This is a genomic window from Gordonia hongkongensis, from assembly GCF_023078355.1.
Taxonomy (GTDB): domain Bacteria; phylum Actinomycetota; class Actinomycetes; order Mycobacteriales; family Mycobacteriaceae; genus Gordonia; species Gordonia hongkongensis.
In genome coordinates, this window is the sequence record NZ_CP095552.1 from 2,041,029 (window position 1) to 2,057,037 (window position 16,009).

Annotated in this window: 11 protein-coding genes and 1 tRNA gene; 5 read left to right on the top strand and 7 right to left on the bottom strand. The window is 70.1% G+C overall.

What is annotated here, in order from left to right:
• Positions 1–71: 71 nt before the first annotated feature.
• Genes MVF96_RS09265 through MVF96_RS09275 form a run of 3 tightly spaced genes read right to left on the bottom strand, consistent with a single transcriptional unit; the run spans position 72 to position 5,820 of the window.
• On the bottom strand, positions 72–4,001 hold the full coding sequence (locus MVF96_RS09265) for an ABC transporter ATP-binding protein (RefSeq protein ID WP_247451900.1): 3,930 nt from the start codon (positions 3,999–4,001) through the stop codon (positions 72–74).
• Positions 3,995–4,753 (bottom strand): hypothetical protein, encoded by a 759-nt coding sequence (locus tag MVF96_RS09270; RefSeq protein WP_058252736.1) that lies wholly within the window; start codon positions 4,751–4,753, stop codon positions 3,995–3,997. The genes MVF96_RS09265 and MVF96_RS09270 overlap by 7 nt, the downstream gene beginning before the upstream one ends.
• A complete protein-coding gene (locus MVF96_RS09275) occupies positions 4,750–5,820 on the bottom strand; it encodes a glutathione S-transferase family protein (RefSeq protein ID WP_058252737.1) in 1,071 nt (356 codons plus the stop codon). Before MVF96_RS09275 ends, MVF96_RS09270 begins: the two co-directional genes overlap by 4 nt.
• A gap of 265 nt (positions 5,821–6,085) precedes the next feature.
• Between MVF96_RS09275 and MVF96_RS09280 the strand changes: the two genes are divergently transcribed.
• From MVF96_RS09280 to MVF96_RS09295, 4 genes are all read left to right on the top strand, one after another.
• Complete coding sequence (locus tag MVF96_RS09280; RefSeq protein WP_247451901.1) at positions 6,086–7,642, top strand: MFS transporter; 1,557 nt, start codon at positions 6,086–6,088, stop codon at positions 7,640–7,642.
• A 50-nt stretch (positions 7,643–7,692) separates the two neighbouring features.
• Positions 7,693–8,883 (top strand): exonuclease SbcCD subunit D, encoded by a 1,191-nt coding sequence (locus MVF96_RS09285; protein WP_247451902.1) that lies wholly within the window; start codon positions 7,693–7,695, stop codon positions 8,881–8,883.
• Entirely contained in the window at positions 8,880–11,870 is a 2,991-nt protein-coding gene (locus tag MVF96_RS09290; protein ID WP_247451903.1) for an AAA family ATPase, read from the top strand. Before MVF96_RS09285 ends, MVF96_RS09290 begins: the two co-directional genes overlap by 4 nt.
• Before the next feature lie 55 nt (positions 11,871–11,925).
• Positions 11,926–11,998, top strand: a tRNA-Arg gene (locus tag MVF96_RS09295).
• Positions 11,999–12,155: 157 nt separating this feature from the next.
• Here the strand turns inward: MVF96_RS09295 and MVF96_RS09300 are convergent.
• On the bottom strand, positions 12,156–12,524 hold the full coding sequence (locus tag MVF96_RS09300; RefSeq protein ID WP_058252741.1) for a VOC family protein: 369 nt from the start codon (positions 12,522–12,524) through the stop codon (positions 12,156–12,158).
• A 157-nt stretch (positions 12,525–12,681) separates the two neighbouring features.
• On the opposite strand from MVF96_RS09300, the gene MVF96_RS09305 reads away from it, so the two are divergent.
• Positions 12,682–13,554, top strand: a complete 873-nt coding sequence (locus tag MVF96_RS09305) for an alpha/beta hydrolase (RefSeq protein WP_058252771.1) — start codon at positions 12,682–12,684, stop codon at positions 13,552–13,554.
• 14 nt (positions 13,555–13,568) lie between these two features.
• Here MVF96_RS09305 and MVF96_RS09310 read toward each other — a convergent pair whose 3' ends face one another.
• The 3 genes from MVF96_RS09310 to MVF96_RS09320 all read right to left on the bottom strand — a co-directional run bounded on the left by MVF96_RS09310 (position 13,569) and on the right by MVF96_RS09320 (position 15,882).
• Positions 13,569–13,997: a class I SAM-dependent methyltransferase gene (locus MVF96_RS09310; RefSeq protein ID WP_058252742.1), complete on the bottom strand. Its 429-nt coding sequence runs from the start codon at positions 13,995–13,997 to the stop codon at positions 13,569–13,571.
• A gap of 81 nt (positions 13,998–14,078) precedes the next feature.
• Complete coding sequence (locus MVF96_RS09315) at positions 14,079–14,987, bottom strand: DUF305 domain-containing protein (protein WP_078112016.1); 909 nt, start codon at positions 14,985–14,987, stop codon at positions 14,079–14,081.
• A gap of 76 nt (positions 14,988–15,063) precedes the next feature.
• On the bottom strand, positions 15,064–15,882 hold the full coding sequence (locus MVF96_RS09320) for a DUF3105 domain-containing protein (protein ID WP_058252744.1): 819 nt from the start codon (positions 15,880–15,882) through the stop codon (positions 15,064–15,066).
• Between the last annotated feature and the right edge of the window lie 127 nt (positions 15,883–16,009).

Here is a 16,009-nt window from a genome sequence, read left to right on the forward strand (position 1 = left end):
TGTGGAGACTATCGGTGAACCACCTGACGATGCTACGCGTCGTCGACTCGCTCACACCTACCGACCTGTTACTACGGAGTCAGTTCCGAGGTGGCCCGCGTGACCGCCGTGGCGGCCCTCCGTGCGCTGGTCGGAGCGGGTGAGTCGGGGCGGGGCACCGCCGGCTCGTCGGGATCGACACCGGCATCCCAGAAGCCGCGGTACCTCTGTCCCAACGCGAGCAGCTCCTCGTGTGTTCCGAGTTCGACGATCCGTCCGCCGTCCACCACCGCGATGGTGTCTGCGCGGGCGGCCGTGGCCAGTCGGTGGGCGACGATCACCGACGTGCGGTGCCGGGTCACCGCCCGTCCGGCGGCGAGGACCTGCGCCTCGGTGGCCTGGTCGAGGGTCGCGGTCGCCTCGTCGAGCAGCAGCAGATCGGGCTCGACGAGTTCGGCCCGGGCCAGTGCGATGAGTTGGCGCTGGCCCGAGCTCAGCCCCTGGCCGCGTTCCCCGATGGGATGGTTCATCCGGCCGGGCAGGGCGGTGATCATGCGCAGTGCGCCGACCGCGGCGGCGGCGTCGACGATCGCGGCCCGATCGGCGTCGGGCCGGCCGTAGGCGATGTTCTCGGCGACGGTGCCGGTGAACAGGTGCGGCTCCTGCGGGACGAGGCCGAGCCGCCGCCGATATCCGGCGAGTTCGTAGTCACCGATGTCGGTGCCGTCGACAAGTACCCGTCCGGTGGTCGGATCGTAGAAGCGCGCCAGCAGCTTGACGATCGTCGACTTGCCGGCACCCGTCCGGCCGACCAGGGCGAGCGACGACCCGGCCGGGATGTGCAGGTCGACGGCGGACAGCGCATCCGTCGTCGAACCCTGGTAGCGGAATCCGACCCGGTCGAAGTCGACGACGCCGTCGAACCCGCCGTGTGGCGGGGACTCGGCTCTCGCCGAGGTGCGCAGCGAACTCGGCGTGCGCAGCAGGTCGCCGATCCGGCGGAGCCCCACGGCCGCCTGCTGGTAGCCGTCGAAGACCTGCGAGAGCTGTTGCACCGGACCGAACAGCATCGTCAGGTAGAGGACGAAGGCGACGAGTGTGCCCGCCGAGAGCGAACCCGACGCCACCTGCCCGGCGCCGACGCCCAGCGCGATCGCGGTCGCGATGTCGGACATGAGCTGGATGAGCGGGAAGTACGAGGCGATCGCCCGCTGCGAGACCATCCGGGCCTCGACCCATTCTCCGGAGCGACGCGCGAACCGGGCCTGGGCGTCGTCGGTGCGCAGGTAGGTCTGCGTGGTCTTGATGCCGGCGATGTTCTCCTGGAAGTCCGCATTGACGACGCTGATCAGTTCGCGCGAGCGCGTGTAGGCGCGGCTTGCGACGCGGCGGAAGACGACCGTCGCGGCGATCAGGAGGGGGAAGACGGGCAGCACCAGGAGTCCGAGCAGCGGGCCGGTGATCAGGAGCGCGACACCGACGCCGACGAGCGTCAGCACCGCCACGATCGCCGAGGTCAGTCCGGTTTGCAGGAACGTCGACAAGGCGTCGATGTCGGTCGTCATCCGGGTCATGATCCGGCCCGACAGCTCGCGCTCGTAGTAGTCGAGTCCGAGGCGCTGGATGTGGGCATAACTGCGGATCCGCAGTCCGAACAGCACCCGTTCGCCGGCCCTGGTCGAGGTGATCGCCATCGACGACGCGGCGACCCAGCCGACTCCGACCAGTACGACGCCGCCGACCGCGGCCCACATCAGGGTCGACCCCTCGGTGTGTCCGGTCGAGTCGATGACCGCCCGGGCGATGCTCGGGAAGGCCAGGCCGACGAGCGTGTCGATGGCGATGGCGAGCAGTGCGGCGGCGAGCAGCCACCGGACCGGCGCGAGGAGTCCGCGCAGGGTGAAGACCGGGTTCTCGCGTCGGGCGGCGGCGACGTCGACCTCTGGCCGCTCGACCGCAGGCGGGAGCGCGTCCACCGAGGCCTGGAGCCGGGGGGTGGCCGGCATCGAACCGAGAGCGCTGGCCACGCCGCCGCCGCGACCGGTCCGTGAGCCCGCCCCCATCGCCGGAGAGGTCCGGGCCGCGACGTCGATCGAGTCGGAAGCAACTTCGGGCCACAGGCTCTCGATCTCGGTCGGGCCCGGTCCGCGCAGCGGTGGCGCGGTGTCGGCGACCGGGGCCGCGCCGGGGATGTCGTCGTGGACGCCATCGGGCGCCGGTTGCGTGGTGCTCGACATCAGCTCGCGGAAGCGCGGTGAGGTCGCCTCGAGTTCGGCGAGCGTCCCCAGCGCGGTGATCCGGCCGTCGTCGAGCACCGCGACGCGATCGGCGAGGACGAGCGTCGAACGTCGATGGGCGAGGACCAGCATCGTGGCGCGGCGGTCGCGGAGCCCGCCCAGGATGCGCGCCTCGGTGGTGGCGTCCACTGCGGACGTCGCGTCGTCGAGCACGAGGATGCGGGGGTCGGCGAACAGGGCGCGGGCCAGGGCGATTCGCTGACGCTGCCCGCCCGACAGAGTGAGCCCGCGTTCGCCGATGACGGTGTCGTATCCGTCGGGGAGCGCCTCGACGAATTCCGCGGCGTCGGCCGCGGCGGCTGCCGCCCGAACCCGGTCGGCGGCGTCGGCCCCGGCGGCTGCCGGGCCCATCGCGATGTTCGCGGTGATGGTGTCGGAGAACAGGAACGGCTCGTCGAACACGACGGCGACGGCACGGTGGAGCGCCTCGGGCGCGAGGTCGTCGATCCGGTACCGGGACGGCTCGTCACCGGTGCTGGCGCCGAGCAGCGAGATCGTTCCGATGTCGGGTCGTTCGAACCGGCTGACCAGGTCGGCGATGGTCGACTTGCCGGAACCGGGCGGACCCACGATCGCCACACATTCGCCCGGCTCGATCCGCAGGTCGATACCGGACAGCACGGCGGGCGGGTCGTCGGCGTCGTGGGTGTGGTGGGCGAACCCCACACCGTCCAGTTCGACGCCCAGGGGGCCGTCGGGCAGCGTGCCGGTCGCGGTGTCGCCCGGATCGTGGGGATGGTCGATGACGTCGTAGACGCGTTCGACGGCCGCCCGCGCCAGCTGGGCGTTGACGATCAGGTTCGTCAGCAGTCGGGCGATGCCGGTCATGGTGGCGACGTACGTGCTGAACGCGACGAAGGTGCCGGCCGTGATCGCGCCGGTCATCGTGAGGTAGCCGCCCACGACGATTACCCCGACCATGCCCAGCTGCGGGATGGCGGCCAGGGTCGGGGCGAATCGAGCATTGATCCGGGCGGCGCGGAGCCGGCGAGCGAACACCGTCCGGCACCGGGTGACGAGGTCGTCGACCGCGCGTTCCTCCTGGCCGAAACCCTTCACGACCCGCACGCCGGTGACGGTCTCCTCCACGTGCTGGGCGACGTCGGCGGCGGCCTGCTGCGCCGACCACGTCGCCGCGAACAGCCGACGCCGGGTACGCCACACCTCGAGGGCGATGAGCGGGGCGATCAGCAACGCCACCCCGGTCAGGAGCGGCGACAGGTACGCCATGATGGCCAGGGCCACGACCATCTGCACCGCGGCGCCCAACGACAGTGGCGCCATGGCCAGCAGACTCTGGACGACCTGGATGTCGGAGATCGAGCGGGACACGATCTGTCCGGTGCGGATCTGGTGCTGGCTGCGGCCGTCGAGGTGCAGCAGGGTGTCGAGGAGTCGGAGTCGCAGCGTGTTCTGCACGTTCACCGCGAGCCGTCCCGCGAACACCCGCCGGCCGAGATGGCAGGCGTAACGGACGACGGCGAAGACGACCAGCGCGACGATCACGGTCTGTAGCGAGAGGCCGTCGTCGACGACGCCGGTGGCGTGGTCGATCGCGGCCTTGGTCAGCAGCGGCATCAGCACGTCCACCCCGACGGCGACCAGGGTGAAGATCATCGTGACGACAGCGACGCGTCGGTATCGCCAGGACTCGCCGACGAGCCGGCGGATCCAGCCGGGCGTGGCTGCCGACTGCGGGGACGGTGCGGCCGCCGCGGTCACCACGAACCGGGTGGGAGCGGATCCGGGGTGGGTGCCTCACTGAAGTCGACGTCGATGACCCACGTCCGGGGTGCCGGCCCGAACGCCTCGCGCGCGTTGTGGACGACCTTCCGGCCGAGGGCGCGACTCCCCACACCACCGATGACCGCACCGATACCGGCGGGCATGAGCTTGCCGAAGATCAGCGGCGCCCGGCGGATCGCGTACTTCTTGACGAGTTTGTTCACCAGGGTCTTGTTCAGTTTGGTGATCGCACCGGATGGCAGGGCGGCTCCACCGAGTCGGCGCAGCGCACCGCCTCCGGTGCCGACCACGCGACCGAGGGCCAGCACACCCTCTTCGCCCAGCGCGACGGTCATGACCAGGGCCTTGCGACGCTCGGACTCGTGCACCGGGATGCCGTGCACCTCGGCGATCGACAGCGCGAGCAGGGCCGACGCCTCGAGGAAGAACGCCGTGTCCCCGGTCATCGCCCCGAACGCGGTCATCGTGCCGACACCGGGCACCGCGGCCGCCGCGCCGACGGCGCCGCCGGAACCGGTGACCGCGTTCAGATAACGCTTCTCGAGCCGCTCGATGATCTGCGCGGGTGAGTCGTCGGGGTACTTCCGCCGCAGTGAATCGACGTACTTCTTCACCGCGGGTGCCTGCAGTCGCTGTGCCCGGTCCAGGATTCCGCCGGTCACCTCGACGGCCTTGCCGGGGGGCGTACGGCCGTGGTCTGCCGAAAGTCCCTGTGACGCCTTGTCTTTCATTCGGCCGCCGCTCGTTCCGTCGGTACCCAGTCCGCTGCGGGCACGACCTCGGCCGGTGGTGGGGGACCGGGGGGTGTGCCGTCACCGAACGGGCGACCGCCCAGGTCGTCGCGATGGTGTGCGGTGAGCCAGCCGCGGAGGTCCGGGCCCTTCGGCACGATCTGCGTGGGATTCACGTCGGTGTGGACGATGTAGTAGTGCTGTTTGATCTGGGTGAAGTCGGTGGTGTCGCCGAAGCCGGGCGTCTGGAACAGGTCCCGGGCATAGGCCCACAGCACCGGCATCTCGCTCAACTTGCTCCGATTGCACTTGAAGTGGCCGTGATACACCGCGTCGAAGCGCGCCAGGGTGGTGAAGAGCCGGACGTCGGCCTCGGTGATGGTGTCGCCGACCAGGTAACGCTGCGTCGACAACCGCTCGGACAACTCGTCGAGTTTGGTGAACAACCGGTCGTACGCCGCGTCGTAGGCTTCCTGGCTGCCGGCGAATCCGCAGCGGTAGACGCCGTTGTTGACCTCCGTGTAGATGCCGTGGCTGACCTCGTCGATCTCGTCGCGCAGACGCTCCGGGTAGAGCTCCGGCGCGCCGTCGCGATGGAAGGCGGTCCATTCCAGCGAGAAGTCGATGGTGATCTGCGGGAAGTCGTTGGTGACGACCTCGCCGGTCGGCACGTCGACCATCGCCGGCACGGTGATCCCCTTCGGGTAGCCGGGGATCCGCTTCTCGTAGGCGTCCTTGAGTCGCGGGATCTGCAGGACCGGGTCCACCCCGCCGGGGTCGAGGTCGAAGGTCCACGAGTTCTTGTCGTGCGTGGGACCGCACAGCCCGAGCGAGATGGCGTCCTCGAGGCCGAGTAGCCGCCGCACGATGAGGGTCCGGTTGGCCCACGGGCAGGCCCTGGCTGCGACGAGCCGGTACCGGCCGGCCTCCACCGGATAGCCGTCCCGGCCGTCGGCGGTGATGCGGGTCTCGATGTACTTCGTGTCCCGGACGAACTCCTCGCCGGTCATCACGTACGAACCCTGTTCGCCCTCGGACGCGGTGCTCTGCTCGGACTCTGTGCTCATGGGCTCCACAGTAATGATCCGGAGCGATATCCCGCCCCGAGCTGCCGCGAAACCCGTGATCGCGCGGGCCGTTCACGAATCGGACAGGGTGAGTGGTGTGTCTCGGAAACAGGCGACTGGTCTCCGGCGTTCGATCGGCGCCTGGCTGCGTTGTCGTCGGTCGAGATAGCTCCGCTATCGCTCCCTCCTCCGCCTTGCCAGCTCACCGATCGCTCCACCGGAGACCGGCCACCTCTTTCCGAGACACACCACTAGCATCGAGGAAATGCAGTCGAGCGACGCCGCCCGCGGCCAGAACGCGGGCACCGACGAGATGGTCACCGCCCGCCCGTGGGCCGCGATGCTGGCGCTCTGCGTGGGCTTCTTCATGATCCTCGTCGACATGACGATCGTGGCCGTGGCCCAGCCGCGTATCCAGGCCGACCTCGACACGAACGTCAACGGCGTCGTCTGGGTCACCAGTGCGTACCTGCTCACCTACGCGGTGCCGCTGCTGATCACCGGTCGCCTGGGCGACAAGTTCGGCCCCAAGACGATGTACCAGCTCGGTCTCGCGGTCTTCACCGCGGCCAGCCTCTGGTGCGGCCTGTCGTCGTCGATCGGTGAGCTGATCGCGGCCCGCGGTCTGCAGGGTGTCGGCGCCGCCCTCATCACCCCGCAGACGATGGCGCTGATCACCCGCATCTTCCCGGCCGAGAAGCGTGGCGCGGCAATGGGGGTGTGGGGCACGGTCGCCGGCGTGGCGACCCTCGTCGGTCCGCTGCTGGGAGGCGTGCTGACCGACGCGTTCGGCTGGGAGTGGATCTTCTTCATCAACCTGCCCGTCGGCCTCGCCGGTCTCGTCCTCGCGGCCGTTCTCGTCCCGCGGGTCAGCACCAACGACCACCAGTTCGACTGGATCGGGGTCGGCCTGTCCGCGGTGGGTTTGTCCGCGTTGGTATTCGGCATCCAGGAGGGGGAGACCTTCGACTGGGACACCTGGATCTGGCTGCTCATCGTCGGCGGGGTCGTCGTCCTGGGAGTCTTCGTCTACTGGCAGTCCCGCATCCGCACCGAGCCCCTGGTCCCGTTGTCGCTGTTCCGCGACCGCAACTTCTCGCTGTCGACCATCGGCATCGCGTCGATGGGCTTCGCCGTGTCGGCGATGATGATCCCCCTGACGTTCTTCCTCCAGCTCGTCGGCGGGATGTCGCCGACGGAGTCGGCGGTCGTCCTGGTGCCGATGGCGGTGCTGACCGGTGTCCTGGCTCCGATCGTGGGCCGGGTGGTCGATCGCGTCCACCCGCGCACGATCGTGTCCTCGGCACTGCTGCTGAACGCGATCGCCATCGCGTGGCTGGGCTTCGTCGCCCGCCCGGAGACCCCGGTCTGGCTGATCGTCGTCCCGTTGTGCCTGATGGGCGTGGCCTCGGCCGGTATCTGGGCGCCGCTGGCGGCGACCGCCACCCGCAATCTGCCGTGGCATCAGGCCGGGGCCGGTGCCGGTGTCTACAACACACTGCGGGTCATCGGTTCGGTCCTCGGCTCCGCCATGATCGGAGCGCTCCTGCAGACCCGGCTGGCGGCCGAGCTGCCCGGCGTCGACGCCGAGAACGCCCAGGACGGTGCGGCCGGGCAGCTGCCGGAGTTCCTGCGCGAGGGGTTCGCGACCGCCATGGGGCAGTCGCTCTACCTGCCCGCGGCCGCGCTGCTGATCGGCGTCGTGGCGACCTTCTTCTTCGTCCGGCCCGCGCACCAGACGGCCCCACCGCAGGTCGTCGACCCGCACGCGGTGGGCGCCGACGCCGGTCGGTCCGAGTCGGTGCCGGGGTCGACGGCGTAGGCGAGCGCGCGTCCCACGATCTGTCGGCACCCGACCGTAAGGTTGCGCCCATGCGGATCGTGCACACCTCCGACTGGCACCTGGGCCGGACGTTCCACGGGGTCGAGCTGCTCGCCGACCAGCGTCGCGCACTGTCGCATCTGGCCGCACTGGTCGCCGCGGAGTCGGCCGACGCCGTCATCGTCGCCGGTGACGTGTACGACCGGTCCGTCCCGTCTGCCGACGCGGTCCGCGTGTACGACGAGGGCCTGGCCGAGATCGCCGCTGCGGGAGCGCAGATCGTCGTCACTTCGGGCAATCACGACTCGCCCACTCGCCTCGGTGCGGGGTCGGGATTCGCCGCCGCCGGTGGCCTGCATCTGCGGACCTCGATCGCCGACATCGACCGTCCGGTCATCCTGTCGGACGCCCACGGAGACGTCGCGTTCTACGGCATTCCCTATCTCGAACCCGACACCGCGCGACGCCACCTCGGGGTCGAGTCGATCGGCGGGCACACCGCTGTCCTCGGCGCCGCCATGGCTCGCGTCCGCACCGATCTGGCTGCGCGCCGGGTTCGGTCCGTGGTCGTCGCGCACGCCTTCGTCAGCGGGGCCGCGGCCTCCGGTTCGGAGCGCTCGATCAGTGTCGGCGGGGTGGAAACGGTTCCCGCCGAGACGTTCTCGGGCGCCGACTACGTCGCCCTCGGGCATCTGCACTCGCCGCAACGTGTCACCGACACGGTCCGGTACAGCGGTTCGCTGCTGCCGTACTCCTTCGGTGAGCGAACCCACCGGAAGGCGGCGCTGGTGGTGGAGCTCGACGCCGACGGCGTCGCCGAGGTCCGCGCACACGAGCTGCCCGTCGTCCGCGAACTCAGTTCTCTCACCGGCGTTCTCGGCGACCTGCTGACCGACGAACGGTACGCCGCGGCGCAGGACCACTACGTCGAGGTGACGCTGACCGACCCGGTCCGCCCGACCGACGCGATGCGTCGGCTGCGCGAGCGGTTTCCGTTCGCGGTCCATGTGCAGTGGGAGCGGCCGCATTCCGGCTCCGGCGTCGACTACCGTTCCCGCGTGCGCGGCCGGACCGACGCCGAGATCATCGCGTCGTTCATCTCCGACGTGCGCGACGAGCCGACCAAGGGGGAGCGGGTGCTCGTCGAGCGCGCACTCCGCGCCGTGGTCGGTGAACCCGAGTCGGATGCGGCCGAACTGACCCTGTTCGACATCGAGGCGATCGTCGCGGAGTCCGCATGAGGCTGCACCGTCTGCGCGTCCGGGCCTTCGGTCCGTTTGCCGACGAGATCACGGTCGACTTCGACGACCTCGGCGGTGACGGACTGTTTCTGCTGCACGGTCAGACCGGTGCCGGCAAGACCACGGTCCTCGACGCGGTGGCCTTCGCGCTGTTCGGCCGGGTGCCGGGCGTGCGCGACACCAACCGGCGCCTGCACTCGGATCACGTTGCGGCCGAAGACATCCCGGAGGTCGAGCTCGAGGCGACCATCGCGTCCCGCCGACTCCGGATCACGCGGTCGCCCGAACACGAACGACCCAAGAAGCGCGGCGACGGCACCCGCAAGGTGAACGCCCGGGCGACCCTCGTGTGGATCGACGGATCCGGACCCGACCTGACCCGCATACCCGAGATCGGCGACGCCGTGGTCCGGCTGCTGGGGATGAGTGCCGATCAGTTCTTCCAGGTGGTGCTGCTGCCACAGGGCGACTTCGCCCGATTCCTGCGCGCGCACTCCGATGAGCGGGAAGCATTGCTGGAGCGGTTGTTCGACACCGAGCGGTTCGGTGACCTCGAGGAGTGGTTGCGTGACCGGGCGCGGGAGAGCGCGGCGAAGCTGACCGAACAGACCGCCGTGCTCGACCGGGTCGCCGGTCAGATCGTCGCAGTGGGCGGGGTCGAACCGACCGCCGAACCCGACTTCGACTGGGCGCAGGAATGTCTCGAGCGTGCGCGCACCGCCGCGGAGCGCACGCGCCTCGAGTCAGGTGCGGCGCACGCAGCGGCCGACCAGACGCAGGCCGCGTACGAGAGCGGGAGCCGGCTCGCCGAGCTGCGTCGCCGGGGGCGTGCGGCCACCGAGCGACTCGCACGGCTCGCGGACGGCGAAGCCGCTCTGAGCGCGGCGGCACAGGCTCGTCGGCAGGCCCTGCAGGCGGCGCCCATCGTGCCGCTCGCCGACGACGCCGACCGTGTCACCCGCGAACTCACGGTCGCCGAGCAGGCCGTCACGCGTGCGCACGCAGAGCTGTGCGCGCTGCCGGAGGGTGAGTCGCTGTGCGCCGGCGGGTCAGACGAGGATCTCGACGCACGCCTGGATGCGGCGATCGATCGCTGGACCGAGGAGTCGGGGCGGTGGGAGCCCCTCGCCGAACGCGTCGCGCAGCGGCCGGCTCTGGTCGCCGAGATCCAGACCCTGGACTCGGCGATCGTCGAGGCGGACCGCCGCACTGCCCAGACCCGGACCCTGCTCGACGCCGCGCCGGAACGTCGCGCCGAGGCCCTCGCCGCACTGGCGGAAGCGGGGGAGTTGCGGATGCAGGCCCCGAAACTCCGGGCCGAGCGCGACGCACTCCGCCGCGTACGCGACGCACTCACCGACCGGGACGAGGTGCTGGTCCGGCTCGCGACCGCGGAGAAGGAGTTGCTCGACGCCCGCGACGCCCATGCAGCTGCGCGGGAGCGCGTGCTCGACGCCCGCGAGCGTCGCCTCGCCGGGATGGCAGTGGAACTGGCGGGCGGGCTCGTCGAGGGTGAACCCTGCGTCGTGTGTGGTTCGGTGACGCACCCTCGACCGGCCACCGACGACGGCGGCGCTTCGGCGTCCGAGGTCGCGGTCGACGAAGACGCGGCAGCGGCCGCCGAGGAGCGGGCGAGCGCGATCAAGGCCATCGCGCAATCCGCGGTGGCGGCTCTCGCGGAACGTCGTACGCATCTCGATGCCGTCATCGGTGGTGCTCGGGCCGACGCTATCGACGCCGACCTCGCCCGGGTGGGCGCCGAACTGGTTGCCGCGGAACGTGCCGCGTCGCGACTCCCCGCGCTGCAGACGGCGGTCGATCGGATCGACGCCGAGGTCGATGGGTGGCGCACCACCCTCGCCGACGACGAGTCGGCCCAGTCCGCCCGTCGCGAGCGGGTGACCGCGTTGCGGCAGAACCTCACCGAGCTCGATGAGGCCGTCCGGGAGGCAACCGGCGGCCGCGGCGGGGTCGCCGAGCGGCGCCGTGAACTCGCCGAGCTGGTCCGTCGCACCCGTCGTCACCGGAACGCCCGGCAAGAAGCCGCGCGAGCGCGGGACCGGGTCGCCGAGGCGACCGATCGATTGTCCGCGGCGTGTGCCGACGCCGGGTTCGACGATGTCGCCGCCGTCCGAGCGGCATTCGCCCCGGACAAGCAGATCGCGGCGTGGGACACGTTGCTGCAGGAGGCCGCCAGTCTGCGCGCCGCTGCCGAGGAGACCCTCGCCGACGAGGATGTGCGCGCCGCGATGTCGACTCCGGAGCCGGATGTCGAACAGCTCACCGCAGACCGTGACGCCGCCCGCCGCCGCCTCGACACCGCCGCGAAGGAACACGCCGTGGCCGGCCGGCAGGCGGCCGACCTCCAGGAGTACGTCACCCACTTCTGGGAGGCCCTCGACTCCCTGGCGCCTCTGCAGGAACGTCACGCCGAACTCCAGGGACTCGCCGAATTGGTCAGCGGGCGCGGACAGAACGCACGCCGGATGTCGCTGCGGTCCTACGTGCTGGCCGCGCGTCTCGACGAGGTCCTCGTCGCCGCGTCGGGTCGTCTCCGCGAGATGTCCTCCGGGCGTTACGAATTCGTGCACACCGACGCCGCGGGTGTCCGGGGCCGGCGTGGCGGCCTCGGTATCGAGGTCCGCGACGAGTACACCGGGGCGCTTCGCCCGACGACGACGCTGTCCGGCGGCGAGACCTTCTTCGCATCGCTGGCCCTCGCACTCGGACTCGCCGACGTCGTCTCCGCGGAGTCGGGCGGGCGCGTGCTCGACACCATTTTCATCGACGAGGGATTCGGCACCCTCGATCCCGAGGCGCTCGACCTCGTCATGGGGGTCTTGGACGACTTGCGGGCCGGCGGGCGTGTCGTCGGAGTGGTGAGTCACGTCGACGAACTCCGCGCACGAATTCCGGCCCAGCTGCACGTCCTCCGCGGCGAGCACGGGTCGTCGGTCCGAGTGCAGAGCCCGCTCGGCGTGTCCTGAGCTGCCGATTGGGATGTCGACGGATCGGTGCGCTAGACTGAGTCCCGCCCGATGAGCCCCCGTAGCTCAGGGGATAGAGCGTCTGCCTCCGGAGCAGAAGGCCATAGGTTCGAATCCTATCGGGGGCACTGTGACATCCATGCCAGCCTCCGCCTGGTGTGCGCCCACTGTGTAGTTGGAAAGAGATTCACGCGGGCGCACCATTGCCGCAGAAGCGCCACTCGCGATCAGAAGTGCCGGTGACAACCGGCGCAGAGGTCCTCGTGTGGCGTTCTTGCGTTGGCGTCACACGTACGGCTCGGTGAGCATTTCGAGCAACTGGCCCGACGGGTCCTTGAAGTACACCCGCCGGCCCTCCTCGGTCGAGATCTCGTTCGGGCGACGCATCTGCGGATCGGCCCAGTGGTCGACGCCCCTACGACGAAGTGCGTCGTAACCGCGGTCGAACTCGATGTCGTCCATCAGGAACGCCATGTGGATGGGCTCGGCGACCGGCGCCGGTGCGAGCTGCAGCAGCGTGTCGTCGTCGAGGAGGATGTTGACGAACGGGCCCCAGCCGGGGGCGGGCCGAGCCCCGAGTACGTCGAGGTAGAAGTCGGCGGATTCCTGCGGATCGTGCGCACCGATGATGATGTGATTGAAACTGACTGGCATGACGAAACTTTCGTCCTGGCGCCTCCATGCCGGACGCGGTCCGCCACCGGCACGCGACGCTGGGCAGCAGCATGCCACAGTCGTGAGCAAATCGCGACAATCCCGCGCGTGGGTGACATCGGGCGAATAGTCTCCACCTGTGCTGAACCGCTGGAGAATCCGGAACGACTTTGCGCCCGACCTGCGCCGGGTGGCGCTGATCGCGCCCGCACAACTCGTGTCCCGGCGCACGCTCCCCGTCGTCCGTCGGCTCTACCGGGTACGCAACGGACGGGCGCCGGTCACCACCGCGACGACACCCAGCGGCGTCGAGGTTCGGGTGTTCCGTCCGGCGCACTCCTCAGGTCGCCTGCCCGCGCTGCTGTGGATCCATGGGGGCGGTTACATCACGGGCAGTGCCGCCCAGGACGATCGCTGGGCGCGGGCGATGGCCGAACGTGTCGGCATCGAGGTGGTCTCCGTGGACTACCGCCTGGCCCCGGAACATCCGTACCCGGCGGCCATCGAGGACTGTTTCGACGCGCTGCGGTGGATGACCGGCCAGCCGGACATCGACACGACCCGCATCGCGATCGGCGGCAACAGCGCCGGTGGGGGACTCGCTGCGGCACTTGCCTTTCGCGCACGCGATGAAGGGGTGGGGTTGCGATTGCAGCTGTTGACCTACCCGATGCTCGACGACCGCACGCGCGAGCCCGATCCGCACCACCGCCTCTGGAACGCCTCGGCCAACGCCTTCGGGTGGTCCAGTTATCTCGGTGGTGCGGACACACAGGAGGCCGTCCCGGCGCGGCGTACCGACCTCGCGGGATTGCCGGCCGCGTGGATCGGGGTCGGCACCCTGGACCTGTTCGCCACCGAAGACCGCGACTACGCCGAGCGGCTGCGCGCGGCAGGGGTCGACTGCCAGGTGGACGTGGTGCCCGGCGCTTTTCACGGTTTCGACATCGTCGCGCCCCGAACGTCGATCGCGCAGGATTTCTTCGGCCGTCAGTGTGAGGCCGTCAGACGCGCTCTCGCGCACGACTGAGCCGACCGGTCACCTCAACCCATTGGCAACTCGATGCGCCGCAACGGATCACCGCCGTCGACAAGCAGCACTCCGCCCGGACGCAGCGCCCGGGCCACGGCCCCCACGGCCGCGTCGTAGAGATCGGGGTGTCGCCCGTCGAGTGCGCCGACGCGCAGCGCGAACGCCACGTCGAACGGGATGCGCGTGCCGAGATCGAAGTCCTCGATGGCGCTGCAGTCGAAGTCGAGTCGGTCCGGACCGAAGCCGCCGGCGATCGCGGCCCGGCGGGCGGCGTTCACGGCCTGAGGCGACCGATCGATGCCGAGTACGAAGCCGTCGGGTCCCACCCGCTGCGCCACCTCGCGTGCTGCCGGCCCGGGCCCGCAGCCGATCTCGAGGACTCGCAGACCAGGGGCCAGTGGCAACGCGGCGACCGCGGCAGCGAGGCGTGGTGAGAGCATGCCGCCATCATCGCCGTTTGGAGAGCCGCGTGGCCCGACCGAACTTGCTCACCTCACCGGCGTGCCCGCCGTGCGGGGCGCTCAGTTCAGCGGAAGTGGTTGTGCGCCACGCAGGGCCAGCATCTGGGTGATGATGGCGATCTCCTTGTCCTGGGTCCGTTTCATGCTCGACGCCAGGTCGCGGACATAGGCCTGCTCGACGTTCGCCGGGTCGGCGGCGTACTCCATCATGTGCAGACCGCCCTCGTGGTGACGCAGCATCAGCTGGAGGAACCGGATGTCGACCTCGGGACCCCGCATCGCACGGAACTGTTGCATCTCCGCCGACGTCGCCATCCCGGGCATCGGCGGCTGTTCGGCGTCGGATTCCGCGGCACCCGCCGCTGGTGCGCCGGAGGCGGGTGCGGACATGTCCCCGTGGTCCATGTCCCCGTGGTCCATGTCTCCGTGGTCCATGTCCCCGTGGTCCGAACTGCCGTCGCCACCGTGGCCGTGATCGTGACCGCCGGCTGTGTGATCCGCGGGATCGGAGTGGTCGTGCCCGTTAGTCTCGGAACCGCCGTGGCCCATCCACGCCATGGTCGCGCCGGGGTTGGTGACGGGCTGACCCCACCGCGTCAGCCACGACTGCATCTGGCCGATCTCATTGCTCTGGGCGGTGAGGATGTCGAACGCCATGCTCCGCACCTCGGGGTCGGTGCCGTGTTCGAGTTCGATGGCGGCCAGTTCCACACCCTGCTCGTGGTGGCGGGTCATGTCCTGCGCAAAGCCGACGGCCGCCGAGTTCGCAGCCGGGGAATCGTCGCCGGTGGAGTCGTCGGCGAGGCTCGCCTGGATCAGCAGTCCCAGGCCGAGACCGAACAGGAGGAGTGCGGCGCCGCCCAGGGCGAGCAGGATCCGTGGGCGCGACGACGGCTCGGCCGTGTCGTCCGGACCCTCGGGAGTCGTTGTCCCGTCCCGCGATTCGGGCCGGTCGCTGTTGTCGGTCATCGCTGGTCCTCGCCGATCTCGTCGGGGCGTGCGGCCCGGTCCGTTACCTGGTCTGCTGGTCGGGTGGGAACCCGCGTCAGCCCGCGGGCTGCTGGTTGCCGCCATCCATCGGGACGGCGTCGGGGCCGGGCTCACCCTCGTCGGCCGGCGGGGGGTTCGACGGATCGAACCCGGGGATGGCGGTACAGGTGGCCTGGGTCTCGGGGTACGCGGCGGTCTGCGGGTTCTCCGGGTAGACCCCGGGCATCATGTTGCGGCGTAGCGCGGTGATGAACTGGTTGACGCGCGGATCGCGGGCGGATTCGAGCTTGAGCTGGTGTCCCCAGCTCTGCAGCGACACCGGCTGGTCGAGTCCGGGGTAGGGCGAGAGGAACAGGTACTGCTCACCGCGGACGAGCTGCTTGAGGTAGTCGAGGTCCTCCGGTGAGATCGTGTCCGGGTTGTAGGTGATCCAGACCGCGCCGTGTTCGAGGGCGTGGACGGCGTTCTCCGACCGCAGCGGGTTCGGGTAGACGACGCCGGTGCAGGTCGCCCAGATCTCATCGTGCGGTCCGCCGAACGGAGGCGACTGGTCGTAGGCGACACGCTGGGTCGCGGTGACGTGCCGCGCGGCCTCGTAGTAGCGCTTCGTGACACCCGGGATGTTCGCCGACGGATCGGGATTCTGCGGTGAGGGCACGAACTCGGACACCGTTTCCACGGCGAAGTCGTCCTTCTGTTCGGCCCGCCGCTCGTTGAACTTGGGGACGAGGTAGATCGCGAGTCCGGCGATGAGGCCGATGACCACCACGACGGCGCCGATCAGCATCCAGTCGACCTGACGTCCCGTCGCCGAGGGAACGGATCCTGCTCGCTTGCGGGACTTGGGGACGTTGGCCCCTGGTTTGCGCGCCATTGACTTCTTTCCTCATCCGACTGCGGTGGCCGAGCGGACCCGCGGGAGACCCGGCCCGCGCTCGGCGCACACGAGTGTACTGGTGGGCCCGATGGGTGGAGCAGGGTGCGATTGTCGGTGTAGTGGC

Excerpts from the sequence above, each read along its gene's own strand:
- MVF96_RS09300 (WP_058252741.1), bottom strand. The coding sequence starts at position 12,524 with ATGCCAGTCAGTTTCAATCACATCATCATCGGTGCGCACGATCCGCAG.
- MVF96_RS09310 (WP_058252742.1), bottom strand. The coding sequence starts at position 13,997 with ATGCTCTCACCACGCCTCGCTGCCGCGGTCGCCGCGTTGCCACTGGCC.
- MVF96_RS09285 (WP_247451902.1), top strand. The coding sequence starts at position 7,693 with ATGCGGATCGTGCACACCTCCGACTGGCACCTGGGCCGGACGTTCCAC.
- MVF96_RS09315 (WP_078112016.1), bottom strand. The coding sequence starts at position 14,987 with ATGACCGACAACAGCGACCGGCCCGAATCGCGGGACGGGACAACGACT.
- MVF96_RS09270 (WP_058252736.1), bottom strand. The coding sequence starts at position 4,753 with ATGAAAGACAAGGCGTCACAGGGACTTTCGGCAGACCACGGCCGTACG.
- MVF96_RS09320 (WP_058252744.1), bottom strand. The coding sequence starts at position 15,882 with ATGGCGCGCAAACCAGGGGCCAACGTCCCCAAGTCCCGCAAGCGAGCA.
- MVF96_RS09275 (WP_058252737.1), bottom strand. The coding sequence starts at position 5,820 with ATGAGCACAGAGTCCGAGCAGAGCACCGCGTCCGAGGGCGAACAGGGT.
- MVF96_RS09290 (WP_247451903.1), top strand. The coding sequence starts at position 8,880 with ATGAGGCTGCACCGTCTGCGCGTCCGGGCCTTCGGTCCGTTTGCCGAC.
- MVF96_RS09280 (WP_247451901.1), top strand. The coding sequence starts at position 6,086 with ATGCAGTCGAGCGACGCCGCCCGCGGCCAGAACGCGGGCACCGACGAG.